This window comes from Acinetobacter sp. YH16031 (genome assembly GCF_013417335.1).
Taxonomy (GTDB): Bacteria; Pseudomonadota; Gammaproteobacteria; order Pseudomonadales; family Moraxellaceae; genus Acinetobacter.
Genome location: NZ_VPED01000002.1, coordinates 15,814 through 36,499, shown reverse-complemented (window position 1 = coordinate 36,499; position 20,686 = coordinate 15,814). Strand labels below are relative to the sequence as shown.

At 43.7% G+C, this 20,686-nt stretch carries 25 protein-coding genes and 1 riboswitch; of the genes, 12 read left to right on the top strand and 13 right to left on the bottom strand.

The features are described from left to right. The first annotated feature begins 127 nt into the window (after positions 1-127). Positions 128-284: riboswitch (FMN riboswitch) on the top strand. Between the two features lie 106 nt (positions 285-390). After that, positions 391-1,050: a 3,4-dihydroxy-2-butanone-4-phosphate synthase gene (gene ribB, locus FTV31_RS01295; protein ID WP_180012731.1), complete on the top strand. Its 660-nt coding sequence runs from the start codon at positions 391-393 to the stop codon at positions 1,048-1,050. A 59-nt stretch (positions 1,051-1,109) separates the two neighbouring features. Here the strand turns inward: ribB and FTV31_RS01290 are convergent, their stop codons facing one another. From FTV31_RS01290 to FTV31_RS17240, 3 genes are read right to left on the bottom strand one after another with little or no spacing between them, the layout of a single operon-like run. Then, positions 1,110-1,721, bottom strand: a complete 612-nt coding sequence (locus FTV31_RS01290) for a LysE family translocator (RefSeq protein ID WP_180012730.1) — start codon at positions 1,719-1,721, stop codon at positions 1,110-1,112. 42 nt (positions 1,722-1,763) lie between these two features. Next, on the bottom strand, positions 1,764-2,252 hold the full coding sequence (locus tag FTV31_RS01285) for a DUF1289 domain-containing protein (protein ID WP_180012729.1): 489 nt from the start codon (positions 2,250-2,252) through the stop codon (positions 1,764-1,766). 3 nt (positions 2,253-2,255) lie between these two features. Further along, a complete protein-coding gene (locus tag FTV31_RS17240; RefSeq protein WP_257218376.1) occupies positions 2,256-2,384 on the bottom strand; it encodes a hypothetical protein in 129 nt (42 codons plus the stop codon). A 56-nt stretch (positions 2,385-2,440) separates the two neighbouring features. Here FTV31_RS17240 and FTV31_RS01280 point away from each other — a divergent pair, with 56 nt between their 5' ends. From FTV31_RS01280 to FTV31_RS01265, 4 genes are all read left to right on the top strand, one after another. After that, positions 2,441-3,373 (top strand): rhodanese-related sulfurtransferase, encoded by a 933-nt coding sequence (locus tag FTV31_RS01280; RefSeq protein WP_004784858.1) that lies wholly within the window; start codon positions 2,441-2,443, stop codon positions 3,371-3,373. Positions 3,374-3,579: 206 nt separating this feature from the next. Next, positions 3,580-3,858 carry an FUSC family protein gene (locus FTV31_RS01275; protein WP_159123452.1) on the top strand — a complete coding sequence of 93 codons (279 nt, stop codon included), beginning with the start codon at positions 3,580-3,582 and terminating at the stop codon, positions 3,856-3,858. Between the two features lie 88 nt (positions 3,859-3,946). Beyond that, the gene (locus FTV31_RS01270) at positions 3,947-4,564 is read left to right on the top strand and encodes a DedA family protein (protein WP_180012728.1); all 618 of its coding nucleotides are present in this window, start codon (positions 3,947-3,949) and stop codon (positions 4,562-4,564) included. Positions 4,565-4,593: 29 nt separating this feature from the next. Beyond that, positions 4,594-5,022 carry an ABZJ_00895 family protein gene (locus FTV31_RS01265; RefSeq protein WP_180012727.1) on the top strand — a complete coding sequence of 143 codons (429 nt, stop codon included), beginning with the start codon at positions 4,594-4,596 and terminating at the stop codon, positions 5,020-5,022. An 87-nt stretch (positions 5,023-5,109) separates the two neighbouring features. Here the strand turns inward: FTV31_RS01265 and FTV31_RS01260 are convergent, their stop codons facing one another. Continuing rightward, complete coding sequence (locus FTV31_RS01260; protein WP_004784868.1) at positions 5,110-5,634, bottom strand: YecA family protein; 525 nt, start codon at positions 5,632-5,634, stop codon at positions 5,110-5,112. Between the two features lie 71 nt (positions 5,635-5,705). Continuing rightward, entirely contained in the window at positions 5,706-5,912 is a 207-nt protein-coding gene (locus tag FTV31_RS01255; protein ID WP_004784869.1) for a PA3496 family putative envelope integrity protein, read from the bottom strand. A 373-nt stretch (positions 5,913-6,285) separates the two neighbouring features. Here FTV31_RS01255 and rpoD point away from each other — a divergent pair, with 373 nt between their 5' ends. From rpoD to FTV31_RS01225, 6 genes are all read left to right on the top strand, one after another. Then, positions 6,286-8,172, top strand: a complete 1,887-nt coding sequence (gene rpoD, locus FTV31_RS01250) for an RNA polymerase sigma factor RpoD (protein WP_180002122.1) — start codon at positions 6,286-6,288, stop codon at positions 8,170-8,172. A gap of 107 nt (positions 8,173-8,279) precedes the next feature. Beyond that, positions 8,280-8,567, top strand: coding sequence for a YbeD family protein (locus FTV31_RS01245; protein WP_004784874.1), 288 nt, complete (start codon positions 8,280-8,282; stop codon positions 8,565-8,567). A gap of 163 nt (positions 8,568-8,730) precedes the next feature. Then, positions 8,731-9,390, top strand: coding sequence for a lipoyl(octanoyl) transferase LipB (gene lipB / locus FTV31_RS01240; protein WP_180012726.1), 660 nt, complete (start codon positions 8,731-8,733; stop codon positions 9,388-9,390). Positions 9,391-9,464: 74 nt separating this feature from the next. After that, positions 9,465-9,998 carry a hypothetical protein gene (locus tag FTV31_RS01235; protein ID WP_180012725.1) on the top strand — a complete coding sequence of 178 codons (534 nt, stop codon included), beginning with the start codon at positions 9,465-9,467 and terminating at the stop codon, positions 9,996-9,998. A 1-nt stretch (position 9,999) separates the two neighbouring features. Next, on the top strand, positions 10,000-11,184 hold the full coding sequence (locus tag FTV31_RS01230) for an iron-containing alcohol dehydrogenase (RefSeq protein WP_034170151.1): 1,185 nt from the start codon (positions 10,000-10,002) through the stop codon (positions 11,182-11,184). 264 nt (positions 11,185-11,448) lie between these two features. Then, complete coding sequence (locus FTV31_RS01225) at positions 11,449-12,837, top strand: APC family permease (RefSeq protein ID WP_004784881.1); 1,389 nt, start codon at positions 11,449-11,451, stop codon at positions 12,835-12,837. A 69-nt stretch (positions 12,838-12,906) separates the two neighbouring features. On the opposite strand, the gene FTV31_RS01220 is transcribed toward FTV31_RS01225, so the two are convergent. The 8 genes from FTV31_RS01220 to rplU form a co-directional block, all read right to left on the bottom strand. Next, positions 12,907-13,296, bottom strand: a complete 390-nt coding sequence (locus FTV31_RS01220; RefSeq protein WP_180012806.1) for a hypothetical protein — start codon at positions 13,294-13,296, stop codon at positions 12,907-12,909. Positions 13,297-13,479: 183 nt separating this feature from the next. Next, entirely contained in the window at positions 13,480-13,956 is a 477-nt protein-coding gene (locus tag FTV31_RS01215; RefSeq protein ID WP_180012724.1) for a tRNA (cytidine(34)-2'-O)-methyltransferase, read from the bottom strand. A gap of 34 nt (positions 13,957-13,990) precedes the next feature. Next, on the bottom strand, positions 13,991-15,364 hold the full coding sequence (gene cysG, locus FTV31_RS01210) for a siroheme synthase CysG (protein ID WP_180012723.1): 1,374 nt from the start codon (positions 15,362-15,364) through the stop codon (positions 13,991-13,993). A gap of 73 nt (positions 15,365-15,437) precedes the next feature. Beyond that, positions 15,438-16,709: a serine--tRNA ligase gene (gene serS, locus FTV31_RS01205; RefSeq protein ID WP_005236894.1), complete on the bottom strand. Its 1,272-nt coding sequence runs from the start codon at positions 16,707-16,709 to the stop codon at positions 15,438-15,440. Positions 16,710-16,809: 100 nt separating this feature from the next. Then, a complete protein-coding gene (locus tag FTV31_RS01200; protein ID WP_180012722.1) occupies positions 16,810-17,568 on the bottom strand; it encodes a DUF3298 domain-containing protein in 759 nt (252 codons plus the stop codon). A gap of 165 nt (positions 17,569-17,733) precedes the next feature. Further along, the gene (gene lolA, locus FTV31_RS01195; RefSeq protein ID WP_004784895.1) at positions 17,734-18,426 is read right to left on the bottom strand and encodes an outer membrane lipoprotein chaperone LolA; all 693 of its coding nucleotides are present in this window, start codon (positions 18,424-18,426) and stop codon (positions 17,734-17,736) included. A 247-nt stretch (positions 18,427-18,673) separates the two neighbouring features. Continuing rightward, on the bottom strand, positions 18,674-18,928 hold the full coding sequence (gene rpmA, locus FTV31_RS01190) for a 50S ribosomal protein L27 (protein WP_004784896.1): 255 nt from the start codon (positions 18,926-18,928) through the stop codon (positions 18,674-18,676). Between the two features lie 19 nt (positions 18,929-18,947). Next, positions 18,948-19,259: a 50S ribosomal protein L21 gene (rplU, locus tag FTV31_RS01185; RefSeq protein WP_004784898.1), complete on the bottom strand. Its 312-nt coding sequence runs from the start codon at positions 19,257-19,259 to the stop codon at positions 18,948-18,950. A gap of 444 nt (positions 19,260-19,703) precedes the next feature. Between rplU and sdsA the strand changes: the two genes are divergently transcribed. Then, positions 19,704-20,681 (top strand): All-trans-nonaprenyl-diphosphate synthase, encoded by a 978-nt coding sequence (gene sdsA / locus FTV31_RS01180; RefSeq protein WP_004784900.1) that lies wholly within the window; start codon positions 19,704-19,706, stop codon positions 20,679-20,681. Positions 20,682-20,686 lie beyond the last annotated feature (5 nt).

The following is a 20,686-nucleotide window of genomic DNA, read 5'->3' as shown; positions in this document are numbered from 1 at the left end:
ATGTTTCCAGTTTTTTGCTAAAGGACTGTAGTAATTCAGATAATCTGTTTTGCTTATCTGAAATTCTGCAAATTCGTGACTGGCCAAACTATCCCATCTTTTAAAAATCAGGACTATAATGGCCCTACATCGCTTCAGGGCGGGGTGAGATTCCCCACCGGTGGTAATTTCAGGGTAGTAAATCTCTATTCCTAAATCAGCCCACGAGCGGTCAATTTCGATTGATCTGCAGATCTGGTGCAAATCCAGAGCCGACGGTATAGTCCGGATGAAAGAAGACGAAAGCAGTACACCCTGTTTTATGCCTGGCATGAAACTGTTTTGCTATAAGCCTATTTTCACTATGTCCTGAAATGTTCAATCGTACTTTTACTTTACGTGAGCGTTTCAATGTCAAGTTTGATTCAACCCGAAATTTTCTTTTCCGCTTTAGCTCCCGCTGAACAGCGCATCCAACAAGCACTCGAAGACATCCGCCAAGGCAGACCTGTTCTGGTGATGGATGACTTTGACCGCGAGAATGAAGCCGACCTCATCATTGCAGCAGAGACTTTGACTGTAGAAACCATGGCTCGTATGATTCGTGATGGTTCCGGTATTGTGTGCCTATGTCTGACTGATGAACTGGCCAATCATTTAGAACTGCCACCTATGGTGCAGGATAACTCTAGCCAGTTTAAAACTGCATTTACTGTCACCATTGAAGCTGCGGAAGGTGTGACGACTGGTGTATCTGCCAAAGACCGTACCACTACGATTAAAGCAGCCATTAAAGACGGCGCAGTTGCCAGTGATCTGAATCGCCCAGGGCATGTCTTCCCTTTACGTGCCCGTGAAGGCGGTGTGCTGACCCGTCGTGGTCATACCGAAGGTACGATTGATCTTGCACGTCTGGCTGGACTGAAACCTGCCGGGGTTCTGTGTGAACTGACCAATCCAGATGGCACCATGGCTTCTGGTATTCAGGTATTGTCTTATGCGCAGACGCATCAGCTGACCGTGATTACCATTGATGAACTAGCACATTACCGCCAGCAGTATAATGTATAAGATTTAAAAATAAAAAATCCCGGTCTTAAGCCGGGATTTTTTATTTTATACAAATATTTTTAGATGAGTACAGACAATATTCCATAGACTGCGACTACCAATAAAATCAAACCGCACAAACCAAGCAAATAAGGATACAGCGTGGACTTAGCAAAGCGTTGAAAGCCTAAATAAACTAATGACAGAGTCAAAAAATCCAGCACAATCCAGCTGATCGTCAGAATCACTAAGCTGGAATCTAAGTTTGGAGTAATGCCAATAAACTGCGGGAAAAACGCAGCAAAGAAAATAATATCTTTGGGGTTGGAGATCCCCACCAGAAAACCGGTTCGGAAGCCACCCTGTACTGGCTGCAAGCCTTGTGAACTGGTTGAACCCTGCCCTTGCCAGACTTCCCGGAAAATCTGGATTCCCAGCCAGGCAATATATAAACAGCCAAGCAGCTTGATGCCATTCAGCCAGTTTTCATTAATGACCAATAAGCCTTTTAAGCTAAAAATAGATAAGGTGATCAATACCAGAGAAGCAAAATTCGTCCCGAAAATGGTCTGCAAAGCGTGCTTATAGCCACCTTTCAGTCCAGCACTGGCAACGAGGAGCATGACTGGTCCTGGGGTAGCAATCATGATCACCACTGCCAGACAGTACAGCAGATATTCCGTAATATTCACCTAATCCCTCCTCGTCTATAAATTGAGTATAAAAAAGAGGACTTATTCGTCCTCTTCTTCCATCTGAATCAGATGCTGGCTGATCCCATCTGCCCGTAAAAAAGCCAGGTCATAACTGGCTTTGGCGAGTGCCAGTACCCGACGTTCGAATTCATCCCAAAGCGGGCGCACCTGTTTGTAATGAATGCCTAAACCGCTTTCATCAGTAAAATGACGATTCTTTTCACAGAGTTTTAAGGCATGGTAAAGCTTACGACCTTTAGTCGCATCTTCACGTAGACGCACCCGTTTAGACAGGACAAATGTTTCCACTTTGGCCAGATTCGCCATCGGCAGCATCGGGACCAAAATCTGATCTAGCTGTGCATCCAGCCGCTGCCAGACCGCAGTATGTTGATCTGCGTTATAACTATTCCAGTGAATCACTTCATGATTAAAACGGCGGCAACCACGACAGACCGCATCACCAAATACGGTTGAGCAACGCCCTGCGCAAGGGGTCAAAGATGCAATACGACGATCCGAACTCAAAACTTACTCCAACTGTGCTGCAACTTCCAGCATCTGCATCATTGCATCAAAATCCTGGGTCGGCATGACTATACACGCTCTCCCTATCGATTTGAAGTCCGTTAAAACCCGGCCTTTTACTCGCTTATTCATTCAAATCACGTTAAAATATGCGCCTTTCAAATTATCATGCTACGTTGGAGTATTCCATGAACGCTACTGTAGAACAGCTTGCACCTGTAGAACAGCAAGCGACGACTGGTTGGGTTGTTGCCGCACTTTATCAATTCAAAGAAGTTCAAGATCCTGAAGGTCTGCAACAACGTCTTTTAGACTTGGTAAAAACCATCAACCTTTGCGGTACTCTAATTGTGGCAGGTGAAGGCATTAACGGGACTGTTGCGGGTAACCGTGAAGCCATCGACAAAGTACATCAGTTCCTGCTGGATGAAGGCTTCAACGAAATGGAATACAAAGAGTCGCATAGCTCTGACAAACCATTCCGTAAAATGAAGATCAAACTAAAAAAAGAGATTGTGACTTTAGGTGTGCCTGTTAAGCCACGTGATCTGGTTGGTCATTATCTTGATCCTAAAGAATGGAATGAGCTGATTGCACGTGATGATGTGATTCTGGTTGATACCCGTAATGATTACGAATACAAAGCCGGTACCTTCAAAGGCGCAATCGATCCAAAAACTGAAACTTTCCGTGAATTCCCTGAATATGTGAAAAAGAACCTGGAACAGCACAAGGATAAGAAAATTGCCATGTTCTGTACCGGTGGTATTCGTTGTGAAAAATCAACTTCTTTATTGCTTCAGGAAGGCTTTAAAGAGGTGTATCACCTGAAAGGCGGTATTCTGAAATACCTAGAAGAAACTCCAGCTGAAGAAAGTCTTTGGGAAGGTGAATGTTTCGTATTTGATGGCCGTACTGCAGTTACACATGGTGTGGAAGAAGGTCAAAATACCAAATGTCATGCGTGTGGCTGGCCATTAACACCTGAAGAGGCAGCGCTGCCAAGTTATGAACACGGCGTATCTTGTGTGTACTGCATCGATAAAACCACCGAGAAACAAAAAGAAGGTTTCCGTATGCGTCAATCGCAAATTCTGGCTGCAAAACGTAAACGTCTCTAACTCCAGTTTTGTAACTAAAAATATCTAAGCCCTCTTCGGAGGGCTTTTTATTTACATAAGCATTACATCTGCAATAAAAAACTTACCAATCCCTTACCAAGAACAGCATATTTTTACAGCCAAGCTTGATAGTCTTTATATCACATTACTTTGTTACCATAAGTCTTTCATTATTAATTAATTTTTTAAATGAAAAGGAAAACAAAATGGCCAATTCACTTGCTCGGGATCCAGATAATATTGTTAGATTCCAACCTAAAGAAAATACAAAACTGGAACGTATTACCCAACTGACAGATGAGCTGGAAGCAGAATCACATCTGTTTATTGTGATCTTGGGAACTATCATTGGTGCCATTCTTGCCCTGTTTATCGGCTACCATATTGAGGCTACAGCAGCACATTATTTACTGCTCAGTGCTCTGCCAGTTTGCCTGGCTTACAGCTTACGTAAAGTTTACATTTATACCTTAACCCATAGTTAATCCGCACTTGGCCATTTATATAACTTAACTTTACCCTCTTAAAAATACTGCTTAGGATACAAGCAGTATTTTTTATTTTGCCAATTTTATGAATCTGACTGAATGGATTATTTCTGTCATGGAACAGCTGGGCTACTGGGGCATTGCCCTGCTCATGTTTCTTGACAATGTCTTTCCCCCGATCCCCTCTGAAATTATCATGCCTTCTGCCGGCTATTCCGCATCTCAAGGAGAATTACTGCTGGTTGGAGTCATTATTGCAGGCAGTATCGGTTCGTTATTGGCAGCGGCATTGCTCTATTGGATTGGCTATAAATTTAACCACGACAGTATTTTCAGATTCATAGACCGATATGGAAAATTCTTGTTTATCAAATCTGAAGACGTGAAAAAATCTCTGGAATGGTTCGAGCAGTATGGACACCGGATTGTATTCTTTGGCCGGATGGTTCCGGCAGTACGTTCCCTCATCAGTATCCCGGCTGGCATGAGCCATATGCCTTTCTGGAAATTCATGTTCTATAGTGGACTAGGTACTGTTATCTGGACCACGTTCCTGGCCTGTGTCGGTTTTTATTTTGGTGAAAATCAGGAATTGATGCACAAAATCTTCAGTCAGGTCAGTTATGTGATTATTGCGATTGTCGTGATCATCGTGGGTTGGGTTTTATACCGTAGACATCAACGTAAAAATCGTCCATCCTGAAGAGACCTCAGCATAAGGAGGCTAAAACGATGTCGCATTATCTTAAATATTTTGCCACCGTTTATCTGACTCTGATCTTAATAGTGGGCATACTCATCTACGTGTTCAATCTGGGCGCCATTCTGCTGATTCCTGCCCTGATTGCCTCCGCCTTTCTCAGCGCCCGATACTTTGTGAAAAAAGAACTCCGACTACCCACCCAGGAAGAGAAAAGCAGACTGGTCTGGGGTTCCACGATTATTGCCATGACCTTCGGATTTATCTTTTTGTTTATAGTGATCTGGCTGCATCCGCAGACCGAGGAAATCTATAGAAGAATGGCTTATACAGGGCGCGGGCCAAATTCGTTTCTGGTGGCTGCAAGTATTGCCTTACATGCCTTGCTGTTCCATATCGCCTACAATGGCTATGCACGTTATAGCTTGAGCAAGCGTACGGGTGCCGATCATAAACCTTAGATTAAATCATCCACTAGTCCGAACGTTGTATAAAACACCTGAGCTAAAAAAAGCACCTGACGGTGCTTTTTCATGGCGGCACATGACTTATTCTGGTGTGTGATACATCAAATATAATTCATTCAAGTTTTCTGGAATCTCTTCTGCAAGCTCATCCATTAACTGGCCATTGCGACGGAAGGATTCCATTTGCGGATCTTCTTCATCGATGCCACTGAATACCATAATTGGCAGCGTTAAATCGACCAACTGTTCTTCAAATTCTTCTGTAAACCAGGCTTCTTCGTTCAGGAACATGGCATCTACAAAGCCCACGCTCCAGTCACCTAGACTTGATTCGGTATCTGCTTCTTCAATTTCAAACGGGAAAGTGATCCCTTCTTCATTGGCCAAGCTTTGACGGATTGACTCTAACCATGCTTTAACCTGATTGATGATTTCTGCAGGCACTTTTTTCTGGTTGCCTTCAAAAAGTTCATCCATCCATTTGTCAAATTGCGGGCCTACTGCGATAGCACATAAGAAACCATGAGTTGCCGCAAAATCCAGACCATACTCATTTTGGTCGCCATCCAGATATTCACTCAACAGGTCTAAATCTAAAGCACTCATTTAACATCCAAACTTAGAAAACCGAAAGGATTAGCATAGCATTTATTCAGGCTATGCTAAATCTGAATTCGTTAATCTTCGTCGTCAAAGTCGTCATCATCGTCGAAGTCATAATCAAAATCTTTGAGTTCGCGTTCCAGGCGGCGTTGCGAGAGCAGATCATCAATCAGACGACGTTTTTCCAACGACTCTTTCGCACTTAGCTTACTCGATGCCTCATCGAAATTAACATCATCATCACCGTAGCTATCATCTAGTTCAAAATCTGTCGAAGACACTAAAACTACCTCGTAGTGAAAAATGTAAATGGGTCTAGGCGCTATTTATCTTGCCTTTAAAAACTTGTCAAGTTTTATTTATATATTTTGTATGTTTATACTAGTTGGCTCTTGTTTTTCTACAGCATAATTGTGTATTTATTAGCTGGTTAGATAGTGAACGCTTTTTATCCCATGGATGAGGGACGTTTCTAAAATTAGATTGGGAAATACACTTGAAAAGATAAACTTAGACCCAATATCGATATTCAATTGTTATTCAAACATATTTATAAAATCATGCTTGACTGATCAATTCCAAAACTATTTCAGGTGAATTGTGCTATCATGCACGGTTTTTCACTGCCACAGATTCAACGAAGAGTAAGCAAAGATGAGCGATATGACTTCCCCTACTTCTCAAGTAGCGGCTCTGATTAGCCGAGGCAAAGAACAAGGTTACTTAACCTTCGCTGAGGTTAACGATCATCTCCCGGACTCCATCACAGAAAGCGAACAGATTGAAGACATCATTCAAATGCTGAATGATGTGGGTATTCCTGTCCATGATCGTGCGCCTGAATCTGATGATGCAATGTTCGAGGATACTGCAGAAGCTGCTGATGAAGTTGCAGAAGAAGAAGCTGCGGCTGTACTTGCATCTGTAGAAAACGAACCAGGTCGTACGACTGACCCTGTACGTATGTACATGCGTGAAATGGGTACCGTTGAACTTTTAACGCGTGAAGGCGAAATTAGCATTGCAAAACGCATTGAAGAAGGTATCCGAGACGTTCTTCACTCTATTGCTTACTGGCCGAATGCTGTAGAAGTTGTACTACAAGAATACAAAGATTATGAAGCTGGCGAACGCCGCCTTGCTGACATTCTGTCAGGTTATTTAGACCCTGAATCAGATGAAGAAATTCCAGAAGTCCTGGAAGAAGTCGCTGAAATCGAAGAAGACGAAGAAGCAACGACCAAGTCAACCAAAGATGTAAAACTGGATGATGACGAGGAAGATGAAGAGTCTGATAGCGATGACGATTCTGAAGGTGACTCAGGCCCAGATCCAGAAATTGCCAAAGTTCGTTTTGCCGAACTTTCCGATGCCTGGAAAAATACCAAAGCGGTACTGGAAAAACACGGCCGTAACAGCAAAGAAGCAGAAGAAGCACTTCAAGCGCTTGCTACTGTGTTCATGATGTTCAAGTTCACGCCGCGTCTGTTCGATATCATTTCTGAAATGATTCGTGGCACACATGACCAGATCCGTGGTGCAGAACGTGAAGTGATGCGTTATGCCGTCCGTCGTGGCCGTATGGACCGTACCCAGTTCCGTACCACTTTCCCGGGTCAGGAATCGAATCCAGCCTGGTTAGATGAGCAAATTGCAAAAGCGCCTGCTGATCAGAAAGCTTATCTGGAAAAAGTACGTCCTGACGTATTGGCCTTCCAGCAAAAAATTGCAGATATCGAAAAAGACCTTGATCTTAAAGTTCGTGACATCAAAGACATTGCCAAACGTATGGCAGTCGGTGAAGCGAAAGCGCGTCGTGCCAAGAAAGAGATGGTTGAAGCAAACTTACGTCTGGTAATTTCGATCGCGAAGAAATATACCAACCGTGGTCTGCAGTTCCTAGATCTGATTCAGGAAGGTAACATCGGTCTGATGAAAGCGGTAGACAAATTTGAATACCGTCGTGGTTACAAGTTCTCGACTTATGCAACCTGGTGGATTCGTCAGGCAATTACCCGTTCAATCGCGGATCAGGCACGTACCATTCGTATTCCAGTACACATGATTGAAACGATTAACAAGATCAACCGTGTATCTCGTCAATTGCTTCAGGAAATGGGCCGTGAACCGACTCCGGAAGAACTAGGCGAACGTCTGGAAATGGACGAAGTGAAGGTTCGTAAAGTACTGAAAATCGCTAAAGAACCGATTTCGATGGAAACACCGATCGGTGATGATGAAGATTCGCATTTGGGTGACTTCATTGAAGACAGCAACATCACCTCTCCTGTTGATGCTGCAACTTCAGAAGGCTTGAAAGAAGCGACTCGCGAAGTGCTGGAAAACCTGACTGAACGTGAAGCGAAAGTCCTGAAAATGCGTTTCGGTATCGACATGCCAACGGACCATACTTTGGAAGAAGTTGGTAAACAGTTCGATGTAACCCGTGAACGTATCCGTCAGATCGAAGCCAAAGCACTGCGTAAGCTGCGTCACCCTTCCCGTTCTGAACACCTGCGTTCATTCTTGGAAAATGACTAAGATTTGATACAAACCTGGAGAGTTGAAATTTCTTCAACTGCCTCCATTTTGTATTGCAATACACCCAAACGCCTGCGCTATGCAGGCGTTTCGAATAGGGAGACTACATGTTAGACCGTACACCATCTCGTGAACTCCGCGAAGATCTTTGGGTTTTTCCAATGGATTACCCAATCAAACTCATTGGCCTTGCAGGTGAAGAACTGCTGAATGCAGTCGTTGAGATTTTTACCAAACATTTCCCTGACTTTGATGGCGATAGCGTAAGCATCACTCCATCTCGTACTGGTAAATATCATTCAATCACTGCTCAGCTACGTTTTCTTGAACTGGAACAGGTGCATGCTGTATATGCAGACTTGGCTGCTTGCCCACTAATCAAGACTGCTCTTTAAGATTATTCTGCTCCAACTTTGGCAAATTAAAAGACACGCTTTCGGGCGTGTTTTTTATGTGTGTGACTAGCTCACCAACAATTACTACGAATCTCTCTCCTATCTATTGCTGAAATCATTATAATTATTTGCAGTATGATTTAATTTTCTAAGGACGCACACTGTGACAGCTGCGGTTCAAAAACCCTCCCTGATTATCCGTCAATATAATAACCTGACTCCCTACGAAGACCGTTTTCTGGAAATGAAAAGCTTCACGGAAAACCGTGATGAAAATACGCCTGATGAGTTATGGATTTTGCAGCATCATGATGTACTGACCCAAGGTCAGGCAGGCAAACCGGAACATATCCTGATTCCAACCGATATTCCCGTGATTCAAACTGACCGTGGTGGTCAGGTGACCTGGCATGGCCCAGGCCAGCTGGTGGCGTACTTTATGTTTGACCTGAACCGTCTGGGCTGGAATGTCCGTACATTGGTGTCGTATGCCGAAAACCTAATGATTGAGCTACTTAAAAAGCATGAGATTGAAGCCTATGCCAAACCCGATGCTCCGGGCGTCTATGTGAATGAACGCAAGATTGGTTCGCTTGGCTTCAAGATTCGTAAAGGCCGTAGCTATCATGGCCTGTCTTTAAATATTGATTGCGACCTGACCGGTTTCCATACCATTAACCCGTGCGGCTATGCAGGCCTGGAAATGGTGCGAATTAATGACCTCGTCAGCAATCCGCCAAAGTTTAATGACTTATGTGTTGAAATTATTGAAACTTTAAGTAGCAGCGGTTACTTTAATCAGGTGAACGTCGAGCAAAGATAAAGCCTTTGCATTTTAATAATAAATAAATTAGAGTAATTACTCTAAACCAATAATATCAAGATAGGGATCATCACGTGATTGCGACAAAATCCGTAAAACCCGCTTTGCAGCTTGCCTATGTCAAACTGATGATGGATATCATTGGCCGTGGCTTGGTCATGGCAAGTCAGGTAGACCCAGAAATCAAACAGGAAGTTGCCCAGTTTCCCGCCAATTTTAGGCTTTCAATGAATGTTTTTCCGCATGGCCCGGCCTTCGTTGCCCGGGTCACGGAACAACATCAGCTGGAACTGGTCAAAGACAGCAGCATCAAGCCAGACCTGACCATTACTTTTAAGCATCTGCATCATGCTTTTCTGGTGTTTTCCTTTCAGGAAAGCACGTCTCAAGCCTTTGCCAATGACCGCATGGTTGCCGATGGTGATATTTCCTATGCGATCCGTCTGGTACGTTGCCTGAACAAAATGGAAGCGCTGATCTTGCCGAAAATGGTGGCGCAACTGGCAGTCAAAGAATACCCGAATAATCTGGGACTCAAAGATAAAATCATGGAAGCGAGCAGCATCTACTTAAAAGTCGCTCAATCTTATTTGAAACGGAGTGTATAACATGGCAAAACCTTATTATGAATTTTTCTGCCCAGTCAAAGTAATTGCTGGTCATGCCGCGTTAGAACACATTCCTTTTGAATTGGCCACTTTAGGTGCCAAACGTCCATTGATCATTACCGATAAAGGTGTACGTGCCAATAACCTGCTGGCACCGATTGAAGCTGCTTTTGAATCGACCGATGCCAAAATTGCAGCGATTTTCGATGATGTACCGCCAGATTCCAGTTTAGGTACAGTGCGCAGCGCAGCACAGCTTTATCGTGATCATGATTGCGATGCCATTATTGCTGTTGGCGGCGGTTCAGTGATTGATACCTCAAAAGCGACCAATATTTTGGTCTCTGAAGGTGGTGACGACTTACTCAAATATTCTGGTGCGCATAACCTGCCTAAACCGCTGAAGCCATTTTTCGTAATTCCTACGACTTCTGGTACCGGTTCTGAAGTGACCATGGTTGCTGTGGTATCGGATACCGAAAAGAATGTGAAAATGCCATTTGCATCTTATTATCTGATGCCGCATGCAGCGATTCTGGATCCACGTATGACTCAGACCCTGCCACCGCATCTGACTGCCATGACAGCCATGGATGCGATGACACATGCTGTAGAAGCCTACACCTGTATGGCAGCCAATCCAATTTCAGATGCCTATGCCACAGCTGCCGTGAAAAAGGTCAGTGCCAACCTATTTAACGTACTCGACAACCCAACTGATGCCCAAGGTCGTCTGGAGCTGGCTCAGGCCTCTACCATGGCTGGTATTGCCTTCTCCAATTCGATGGTGGGTCTGGTGCACTCCCTTGGACATGCTCTAGGTGCAGTCGCGCATTTGCCGCATGGCCTATGTATGAATCTGTTCCTGCCTTATGTACTGGAATACAACAAGGAAGTGAATGGCGACAAGATTGCCGAGCTGCTGCTGCCATTGGCGGGTGCAGACATCTATGCACAAACACCAGCACACTTACGTGCAGACAAGACCATTGCTACAATTTTAACCATGCGTGATCGAATCTATAGCTTGACCAAATTACCGCGCACATTAAGTGAAACAGGTAAGATTTCTGAAGCACAGCTGGATGAAGTTGCTGAAAAAGCATTAAATGATGGTTCCATCATTTACAACCCGAAAGAAGCCAGTTTGGAAGATTTGAAATCTATCTTAAAAAAGGCTTGGTAATTACTGAAAAATAAGCCAATATAGCGAAAAATTTAAGCCTGATGTTTTTTTAGACATCGGGCTTTTATCTTGCAGGAAATCGCCGTTTTTTTCTTCGAATGGCACATTTCGTGCAGGCCTAAATTCAAAAAATAGCTAGTAAAAGCCGTAATTTTAAAGTAGATTGGCGCGCTTTTATAGAAAATTGTAGGGGGGATCGTTCGTCTCAAACGATCCTTATTAAATATGACTGATCCTTGATCAACGATTAAGAGGATAACGCCGTTGACAAATTTCTCTGGGACTCAATCGGCAGCTAAACTGCAAAAAACGCTAGGGCTCTGGCACATCATTATTATTGGTTTAGCTTACATTCAACCAATGACCTTATTTGATACTTTTGGTTTGGTATCTGAAGAAAGTCATTTGCATGTTCCTACTTCTTACATCATTGCCCTGATTGCAATTTTGTTTACATCGATCAGCTATGGTCACATGATTCGCCGCTACCCTTCTTCGGGTTCGGCCTATACCTATGCCCAAAAATCGATTCACCCGAATATTGGCTTCATGGTGGGCTGGTCTTCCTGGCTGGATTATCTGTTATCACCAATGGTGAACATCATCCTGGCGGTGATCTATCTTGAAGCACTGTTTCCTGATGTGAACCACTGGGTCTGGGTAATCGTACTGACTGCCTTCATGACCGGGGTGAACCTGCGTGGTGCACGCTTCGTGGCGAACTTTAACAGTTTGATCGTACTGGTACAGTTACTGGTGATCGGTATCTTTACCTGGATGGTATTTACCAAACTACAGGCCGGTTTCAATGCTGATGGTCCGATTACAGCTGAACAGCGTTACCAGCTTTGGAGTCTTGAACCGTTCTGGAATGAACTGACTTCAGTCGGTGCCTTGATTACTGGTGCGACCTTACTGTGCTTCTCATTCACTGGTTTTGACTCTTTAAGTTCTCTGGCAGAAGAAACCAAAGATACTGAAAACACCTTACCTAAGGCAATTTTCTTGACTGCTTTAATCGCTGGTGTGATTTTCATTATCAGTACTTACTTCATGCAGTTGTACTTCCCTTCTACACCGGGTTCTTACTTCAAGAATATTGCTGAAACTCAGCCAGAAATTCTGCTTCTTGTCGGCGGCTCACTGTTCCAGTCTTATGTTCTGACTTTTGCGATCATTACCGTAATGGCGTCTGGTATCTCTGCTCACGCAGGTGTATCTCGTCTGATGTATGTCATGGGTCGTGATGGCGTGATCAACAAGAAAATCTTTGGTCATATCAGTCCGAAAAGCTATACGCCAAACTACAATATTCTGATTGTAGGTGCAGTGGCCTTAACTGCTGGCTTCATGGATCTGGATATCGTGATTTCAATGATCAGCTTTGGTGCCTTGACTGCATTTACATTCGTGAACCTGTCAGTGATTTCACGTTATGCACTGCGTGATGGTCGTACTAAAACTGCGAAAGATATTTTCAGCTTTGTGGTCATCCCGATGCTTGGTTTTATCAGTATCTTTGCGATGTGGCTGGAAATTGAAGAAACTGCACTGAAATACGGTTTATGGTGGGCGATGTTCGGTATTTTGTACCTGGGTTATAAAACCAAGGGCTTTAAGCACCCTGCTCCACAACATAATGAGTTTGAATAATCAATATTGTTCATACCTAAAAAAGGCGCTTTATGCGCCTTTTTTATTTTCTTGGATAATGGACTGAGCTTATTGCAGACGACAATCAAAACCCATTTGGGTATTTACCCGGTTATTTTGAAAGCCCAATTTTTCAATAAACTGATCACGATTGGATAATAGTTTCTGATCTTCTGGGCTGAGCCGAGCCTTGTTCCTCACCGCCATTTGATACATTTCATTCACCACGCCCTGGAAAATATCGCAAACTTCCTGACGTTTGGCTGGTTTCATCTGACGTCCACGCCAGGTCCACTCGAAATCATCACGGCTAAAGGTTTTACCCCATTGCTCAATGAGGCTATTTAAGCGTTGTTGCATCGCTGCCAGCCCTTGGCGGATTTCTTCCTGAGTAATGGGCTGAACTGTATCTTGTGATGATACTGATTGCTGTGGCGCTTCTTGAGCCTGTGTCATCATGCTGGCCAGCAATACCGTACTACAGCCTGCTAAAAACCATCCTTTCTTCACATCTTGTTCCTTTTTTCTACATTCTCAAGAGTTTATCTGCAAGATTACCTGAAAGGCCAAATATGTACCCACATCTGTTACATAAAATAAAAAAGCTGCCCTTAGGCAGCTTTTTAAATCCGTACGATGAGCTTAAAGCGGTTTAAAACCCTGCTGACGCCAAGCTTCATAGACAATCACAGCAGTCGCATTAGACAAGTTCAAGCTGCGTGAATTCTCTGCCATTGGCAGACGAATCCAGTGCTCTTTTGGAAACATCATACGTACATGCTCTGGCAAGCCACGAGTTTCAGGCCCCATCAACAAGGCTACAGAACGATTTAGATCTGAGGTATGCGGGGTTTCAAAACCTTTGGTAGTCAGCGGATAAACCGCATCCACACCTACGCCCTTAGTAGCCAGATCGGCCAGACAGTTTTCAATATTTTCCCAAATCTGCATATTGGCATATTCATGATAATCGAGACCGGCACGTCTTAGTTTTTTATCATCCAGTTCAAAGCCAAGTGGCTTGACCAAATGTAACTGTGCTCCCGTATTTGCGCATAGGCGAATAATATTACCTGTATTGGCAGGAATTTCAGGTTCATATAAAACAACATGAATCACAGCTTTTCTCTACTTTTGGGAGTCCAATGGCCGTTTAGGACCACTTCAATTTTTCACGTAAACGCACCACTTCACCAATAATGGTCAAGGTTGGTGCCTGAATATGGTGCTCATTCACTTTCGATGCAATATCTTGGAGCGTTCCCACCACGACTTTTTGCTCTGGTGTGGTGCCTTTTGAGACTAGGGCTACTGGCATATCTGGACGCTGACCATGCTCAATCAATTGTGCACAGATTTTTTCCAGTCCAACCAGTCCCATATATAGTACTAAGGTCTGGTTTTCATAGACCAGTTCATTCCAAGGCAGCTCTGGTGAACCTTCTTTTAAATGACCTGTCAGGAAGCGCACGCTTTGCGCATAATCACGATGAGTGAGCGGAATACCAGCATAAGCTGAACAGCCTGAAGCTGCAGTAATGCCAGGCACGACCTGAAAGGCCACACCAGCAGCAAACAGCTCTTCAATCTCTTCACCGCCACGACCAAAGATAAACGGATCACCGCCTTTTAGACGACAAACGCGCTTGCCTTCGCTGGCATATTTCACCAGTAAGGCATTAATTCCTTCTTGTGGCACTGCATGATTAGACCGCGCCTTACCGACATAGATCTTCTCTGCATCACGGCGACAGAGATCCATAATTGGTGCAGAGACCAAACGGTCATAGATCACCACATCGGCTTGTTGCATCAAACGTAAGGCTTTTAGCGTCAATAACTCTGGATCACCCGGTCCAGCACCGACCAGATAAACCTCACCTTTTGGCTTTTGCCATTCATTTAAGGCTTGTTCAATCAGACGGTCAGCTTCAGCCAGATTGTCATTAAATATCTGTTCTTTCAAAGGACTGGCATATAAATCTTCCCAGAAGATACGGCGTTCATCGGGATTAGTGATCTTGGCTTTAACTGCACTACGCCACTTACCAGAGAACTCAGCCAGTTTACCCATACCATGCGGAATGGTAGCTTCAAGCTGAGTGCGGATCTGACGAGACAATACCGGTGAAGTACCGTTACTGGCTACTGAAATAATCAGTGGTGAGCGGTCGATAATTGCTGGAACCATGAAACGGCAATGTGGCGGATCATCAACACTGTTGACCAGCACATTTTCAGCTTCACAGTCTTCAAACACCTGACGGTTGACTCCAGCATCATTGGTCGCTGCAATCACCAGACGATAGGAACGTAGAGGAATTTCAGAATTGAAAGGTGCCTGAACATATTGACCGGCGGTCGCTTGAACAATCTCAAGCAGACTCGCTTCAATCTTAGGTGCAATCACCGAAATGACTGCCCCTGCTTTATGTAGCAATACCGCTTTACGGTATGCAATATGTCCACCACCGACAATCAGACAAGGTTGCTGTTGCAACTTTAACGAGATTGGAAAGATATCCACAAAATGCCTCAAAAAGTTTTAAATCTGACTGTCTAAGCAATTTTCATGCACATTTTGGTGCATACACCGATATTTAGTCGATGTAAGTTGCGCCACCCATATACGGACGCAGTACTTCAGGGATCTCAATTGAACCATCAGCACGTTGATAGTTTTCCATCACTGCCAGTAAAGTACGACCTACAGCCAGACCTGAACCATTCAGCGTATGTACGAATTCAGTTTTTTTCTGGTCAGCACGGTAACGCGCTTTCATACGGCGTGCCTGGAAATCCCACATATTTGAGCAAGATGAAATCTCACGATACGTATTTTGACTTGGCACCCAGACTTCAAGGTCATAAGTTTTGCATGCACCAAAGCCCATATCACCACCACACAGAATGATTTTACGGTATGGCAGACCTAATGCCTGCAAAATACCTTCTGCATGACCAGTTAGCTCTTCCAGTGCCTGCATAGAGTCTTCAGGTTTTACAATCTGCACCATCTCAACTTTGTCAAACTGGTGCTGACGGATCAAACCACGGGTATCACGGCCATAAGAGCCAGCTTCACTACGGAAACATGGGGTATGCGCTGCATATTTCAGTGGTAGACGGTCGGCATCGATAATTTCATCACGTACGAAGTTGGTTACAGGCACTTCAGCCGTAGGGATCAGGTAGAATTCTTTCTCGCCTTGCAGCTTGAACAGGTCTTCTTCAAATTTCGGTAACTGGCCAGTACCGCGTAGAGAGTCTGCATTCACCAAATAAGGAACATAGGCTTCGGTATAGCCATTTTTAGTGGTATGCGTATCCAGCATGAACTGAGTGATGGCACGTTGCAGACGCGCTAAAGGACCTTTCAGAACGCTGAAACGTGAACCGGTCAGTTTGGTCGCAGTTTCAAATTCCAGACCGCCCATCATTTCGCCCAGGTCAGTATGGTCTTTGATTTCAAAATCAAATTCGCGTGGTGTACCCCATTTCAGGACTTCCACATTGTCATTTTCATCTTTACCTTCAGGTACAGATTCATCTGGAAGGTTTGGAATAGACAGTGATTTTTCTTCTAGTTCAGCTTGCAGTTCAGCCAGAGCAGCTTCAGCAGCCTTAATTTCATCACCAATCGCAGACATGCGTGCCATAATTTCAGAGGCATCGCCACCTGCTTTTTTGATCTGACCCACTTGCTTGGCACCGGCATTACGCTCAGCTTGCAAGGATTCAGTTTTGGATTGAATCTCTTTACGTCGAGCTTCCAATGATGCCCACTCCTCAACATTCAGTTGAACACCACGTTTTGCCAAGGCTAAATTTACAGCCTCAATATTATTTCTAAGTAATTTCGGGTCGATCATAGTCAATCTTTGGATAAGAAAAAAACTGGCTATAGTGTAAGCTCTTAACGTCAAAAAATACAGTGACTGACCTACCGGCTGGAGTTTATTAGCACAATATTTAAAGGCTTGTTTGAGGCAGAAGCGATAAATATTCAGGCCGGATGATTTCGCTTAATGCTGTATAAGGTACTTTTAATTCTGCCATGTCACTGATTGGCTTACTCAACTCACCTGCCGGATAAACCAGTACCAAGCCCTGACCGTCAAAATAATAATTGTCGCTCAATGCTAATTTCTGCTGGGTGATTTGATAGCGATCTAGCCAGTCTTTATTTGCTTGATATAGAGCCTGTTTCAGTTTTTCATCTGTATTACCGCGCACAACCTGATGAAGAGCTAGACGTTTCTTCTGTTTTATATCTAGATTGACATATTCACTATGAGATTGTGACTGGGCACGTTCAGGCTGATGAGTAGTTTTGAAGATAAAAGTAGCTAGATGAGCATGCTGATTCAGGTAACTCACCTGAATGGAACGCTGATCAATAAATTTCGGCTCATCCTTTGCTTTAATTTTATTACTGGTCACTTTGCTAAAAGCGACCGGCTCAGTACGCTGGATCCGCTCCATAAAATACTGATCAATCCAGCTTATATTGGTATCTACAGTCTGCAAATCAAAACGCACACAACCTTCGATTTCACACACGACCTGATTAGCATCTTTAACCGGAATTGTTTTGGACTGAATTTGCCCCGTGTCTTCTGATTGCGCGGATGTAGTGACTGAAGAGGTTTGAGGCTGACAGGCAAATAACCCCAGATTCAAACATAAGATAAAACCGATCCAGCCTATTTTATATAAAGTGATTTTCATCCTGAGCTCCTAAAATTTTGCAATTTCATTGACTCAACTTTTGTTTATTCTAAAACACCCGAACTTCTAGATATACGCCAACCTTGTAATGACTCCAAATCCATCCCGATCAGGAACAAAAAAAGCAACCCGGAGGTTGCTTTTTTATTTAGGGTGTATTGATGCTTACTGATCAATAATGTCTGTGCCCTTTGGCGGAGTAAAGTTAAACGTAGATGCCGGAATCGTGGTATTCAGTTTTACATTACTAAATTTAATATTCGTAGTCTGACCTAAGGAATCTTGCAAAATCATCAAGCTAGGCGCTTTGTTGGCACCAAAACTAATAGTCAGGCTTTCAAACACCCCATCGGTATTTTTCGGATAAAGCGTGTAATAGGTTTTAGCTTTATTCGGCTGAGTTACGCGATAAGATTGCATAATCTGGCTGGTATTGCCGGACAATAATAATGCCGGTGTATTTGCCACTTGATCGTCTAGACTCTGACGCACTGCTTGCTGCAAGTCTGGATCATAGATCCATACGGTTTTACCTGTAGTGGCAATGGTCTGTTTAGATGGACTAGAAGTTTCCCAGTAGAATTTACCTGGACGCGCCACCTTCATCACACCTTTAAAGGTCTGGTTCATGTGCTGGGCGGTTAAGCCTTTTTTCTGGGTCGCTTTCGGATTCGTGACTTTAGTCGTTTGTTCAAAATTTGCAGTTAAGCTACGGATATTGCTGAGCTGTTTCACCAGATTCGCAGTAGCTTGCTGCTCCGTCGCTGCAGTTGCGGCAAATACAGTCGTGCTCATGACAGGTGCCAGTGTCGCCGTACCGATTGTTATGGCACATACAGTTTTACGAAGCATACTCATAATCTCACCTTTTTGTATTTGCATATTGCTATTTATCTAATGGCTCATATTAAACCAATTTCTCGAACTAAGATGATAGAAAATAAGAAGTTTTGTATTGTTATTAATGCAGAATTCCTGTTTTTATTCATCATGATGAAGATTCAATAGTGATATTTACATTCGCTGTCACAGCTTTATAAGCCGATAAATCTTCATGCATAAAAAAACCCACAGAAACTGTGGGTCTTTTTTCTATTTCAGCAAATTATGCTTCAACAGATACGTAGCGACGGCCAAATTGACCTTTCACTTCGAATTTTACTACGCCATCAGCAGTAGCAAATAATGTATGGTCACGGCCCATACCTACGTTTTGACCAGCGTGGAATTCAGTGCCACGTTGACGAACGATGATGTTACCTGCAGTTACAGTTTGGCCACCGTAAACTTTAACACCTAACATCTTAGGATTCGAATCACGACCGTTCTTAGTCGAACCACCGGCTTTTTTAGTTGCCATGTCTATTTACTCCTAGTAATTAGCCTGAGATACCAGTAATTTTCAACTCAGTGAACCATTGACGGTGACCTTGTTGTTTACGGTAGTGCTTACGACGACGCATTTTGATGATGCGGATTTTGTCGTGACGACCATGGCTAACTACTTCTGCAGTTACTTTAGCGCCAGCTACAACTGGAGCACCGATTTGAATGCTATCACCGTTTACAAGCATAAGTACGTCATCAAACGTAATTGTTGAACCAGTTTCAGCTTTCAATAATTCAACTTTAAGGGTTTCGCCCTCAACTACACGGTGCTGTTTACCACCGCTTTGGATTACTGCGTACATAATGTACTCCAAACATGCCCGTGTCGACGTGCCGATAAAGGAATATATCGATCTTAAAACGCGCGCCACTGGGGGTTATACAAGGGCAAAGATTTTAAGGGATATTATAAGAAACAACAAGCCATTTTAAGGAAATAATCATGAACTCCATTACAAAGCCTATAAATCATTAAATTATTCATTCAAAATCAAAGATTAATACCGGATATACTGACCAAGAAACGCTGCTCAATTCCGAGTTTTCCGGCTGCCTGAGAATGTTTAGAAAAAAACTTTAGCGGAAAGATATTGTTCATTTTTTAAATGTCAAAATTTAGGCTAAACTCGAATAAGTGCTATAAAAAGCTGATTTTTAGTGGAGTTTGTGCTTTTCTTAGCTTTCACTCATGTTATAAATTGTTAAACTACCCGCTGCGATTTACCAAACTAGAGGTTTTCTTTCACATGGCCATCGACTTTAAGCAAGATATTCTCGCTCCTGTTGCTAACGACTTTGCTGCGATGGACACATTCATTAACGAAGGAATTACCTCAAAAGTGGCGCTGGTGATGGCGGTCAGCAAGCATGTCGTTGAAGCTGGCGGCAAACGTATGCGCCCCATCATGTGCCTGTTGGCAGCGAAAGCCTGTGGTGCCGTAGAATTGGAACAGCATCGCAAACTGGCCGCCATTATCGAAATGTTGCATACGGCAACTCTAGTTCATGATGATGTGGTCGATGAATCAGGCTTACGCCGTGGCCGTCCAACCGCTAATGCCACCTGGAACAATCAGACAGCTGTGCTAGTGGGAGACTTCCTGATTTCGCGTGCCTTTGATTTGTTGGTCGACCTTAACAATATGACCCTGCTCAAAGACTTCTCTACGGGTACCTGCGAAATTGCCGAAGGCGAAGTTCTGCAACTGCAATCGCAACATCAGCCAGAAACCTCAGAAGAAACCTATTTGAGCATTATTCATGGCAAGACTTCTCGCCTGTTTGAACTGGCGACCGAAGGTGCCGCTATTCTTTCCGACAAGACTGAGTTCCGTGAACCGTTACGTAAATTCGCCGGTCACTTCGGTAATGCTTTCCAGATTATTGATGACATTCTGGATTACACGTCCGATGCTGAAACCCTAGGTAAAAACATCGGTGATGACCTGATGGAAGGTAAACCGACCCTGCCATTGATTGCTGCCATGAAGAATACCACCGGTGAATCACATGAAATTATTCGTCGCAGTATTGCAACGGGCGGAACAGATCATTTGGCAGAAGTCATCAAGATTGTAAATGATTCTGGTGCCTTGGATTATTGCCGCCAGCGTGCAACCGAAGAAACAGAAATTGCAATTCAAGCCTTGAATGCACTACCCGATTCAGAGTATCGTCAGGCCCTCGTTAATCTGGCCAAACTGGCTCTTCACCGGATTCAATAGCCGCT

What these genes read in the sequence shown, in the direction of transcription:
- FTV31_RS01230 (WP_034170151.1), top strand. Translation starts at nt 10,000, where the DNA reads ATGGCAAAACCTTATTATGAATTTTTCTGCCCAGTCAAAGTAATTGCT.
- FTV31_RS01200 (WP_180012722.1), bottom strand. Translation starts at nt 17,568, where the DNA reads ATGAAAATCACTTTATATAAAATAGGCTGGATCGGTTTTATCTTATGT.
- rpoD (WP_180002122.1), top strand. Translation starts at nt 6,286, where the DNA reads ATGAGCGATATGACTTCCCCTACTTCTCAAGTAGCGGCTCTGATTAGC.
- FTV31_RS01245 (WP_004784874.1), top strand. Translation starts at nt 8,280, where the DNA reads ATGTTAGACCGTACACCATCTCGTGAACTCCGCGAAGATCTTTGGGTT.
- FTV31_RS01265 (WP_180012727.1), top strand. Translation starts at nt 4,594, where the DNA reads ATGTCGCATTATCTTAAATATTTTGCCACCGTTTATCTGACTCTGATC.
- ribB (WP_180012731.1), top strand. Translation starts at nt 391, where the DNA reads ATGTCAAGTTTGATTCAACCCGAAATTTTCTTTTCCGCTTTAGCTCCC.
- FTV31_RS17240 (WP_257218376.1), bottom strand. Translation starts at nt 2,384, where the DNA reads ATGAATAAGCGAGTAAAAGGCCGGGTTTTAACGGACTTCAAATCGATA.
- FTV31_RS01220 (WP_180012806.1), bottom strand. Translation starts at nt 13,296, where the DNA reads ATGATGACACAGGCTCAAGAAGCGCCACAGCAATCAGTATCATCACAA.
- lolA (WP_004784895.1), bottom strand. Translation starts at nt 18,426, where the DNA reads ATGAGTATGCTTCGTAAAACTGTATGTGCCATAACAATCGGTACGGCG.
- FTV31_RS01270 (WP_180012728.1), top strand. Translation starts at nt 3,947, where the DNA reads ATGAATCTGACTGAATGGATTATTTCTGTCATGGAACAGCTGGGCTAC.
- rpmA (WP_004784896.1), bottom strand. Translation starts at nt 18,928, where the DNA reads ATGGCAACTAAAAAAGCCGGTGGTTCGACTAAGAACGGTCGTGATTCG.
- FTV31_RS01260 (WP_004784868.1), bottom strand. Translation starts at nt 5,634, where the DNA reads ATGAGTGCTTTAGATTTAGACCTGTTGAGTGAATATCTGGATGGCGAC.
- rplU (WP_004784898.1), bottom strand. Translation starts at nt 19,259, where the DNA reads ATGTACGCAGTAATCCAAAGCGGTGGTAAACAGCACCGTGTAGTTGAG.
- FTV31_RS01280 (WP_004784858.1), top strand. Translation starts at nt 2,441, where the DNA reads ATGAACGCTACTGTAGAACAGCTTGCACCTGTAGAACAGCAAGCGACG.
- serS (WP_005236894.1), bottom strand. Translation starts at nt 16,709, where the DNA reads ATGATCGACCCGAAATTACTTAGAAATAATATTGAGGCTGTAAATTTA.
- sdsA (WP_004784900.1), top strand. Translation starts at nt 19,704, where the DNA reads ATGGCCATCGACTTTAAGCAAGATATTCTCGCTCCTGTTGCTAACGAC.
- FTV31_RS01275 (WP_159123452.1), top strand. Translation starts at nt 3,580, where the DNA reads ATGGCCAATTCACTTGCTCGGGATCCAGATAATATTGTTAGATTCCAA.